This window comes from Clostridioides sp. ZZV14-6009 (genome assembly GCF_020658095.1).
Lineage (GTDB): Bacteria > Bacillota > Clostridia > Peptostreptococcales > Peptostreptococcaceae > Clostridioides.
Window position 1 is genome coordinate 1 of the sequence record NZ_JAGWDG010000065.1, and the last position, 435, is coordinate 435.

Annotated in this window: 1 pseudogene; it reads right to left on the reverse strand. The window is 27.6% G+C overall.

Annotation, left to right across the window (positions count from 1 at the left end):
- A pseudogene (locus tag KGF36_RS19915) lies at positions 1 to 404 on the reverse strand (paclitaxel/taxanoid biosynthesis susceptibility protein TS1); the annotation flags it as partial.
- Positions 405 to 435: the final 31 nt, after the last annotated feature.

Here is a 435-nt window from a genome sequence, read left to right on the forward strand (position 1 = left end):
TTTCCATCATATTTAATCAAGTCATTTGGCTGATACAATGATTTTTGCTTCCTTATTCTTCTTTGACCTTTAGATATTTTCTGACCTCTGAACACTCTAAGATTTTCAGAATTTAAATTCTTGTTTCTAGTCCTTCTTCCACAATTAAGTTCACTTGCGGAAACCTTCTCACCAGTTCTATTATCTATATATTTAGCATCATAGAATTTTTCAAGACTTCTATTATTTAATCTTGACTGTTCAACTTTAAATATTTCTAAATTTCTAACTTGATTAACACCTTTAGCTATAGCAAAAGCATCATTAAAATGACTTTTTTCTATACCATGTTCAATTCTATGATTTTTAGTCAAATAACCATAAGTTGCTTTAATGTTAGTATATTTTTCTTTCAACTGTTCCAATAAGTACCATCTTATCATTGACATAAATGTA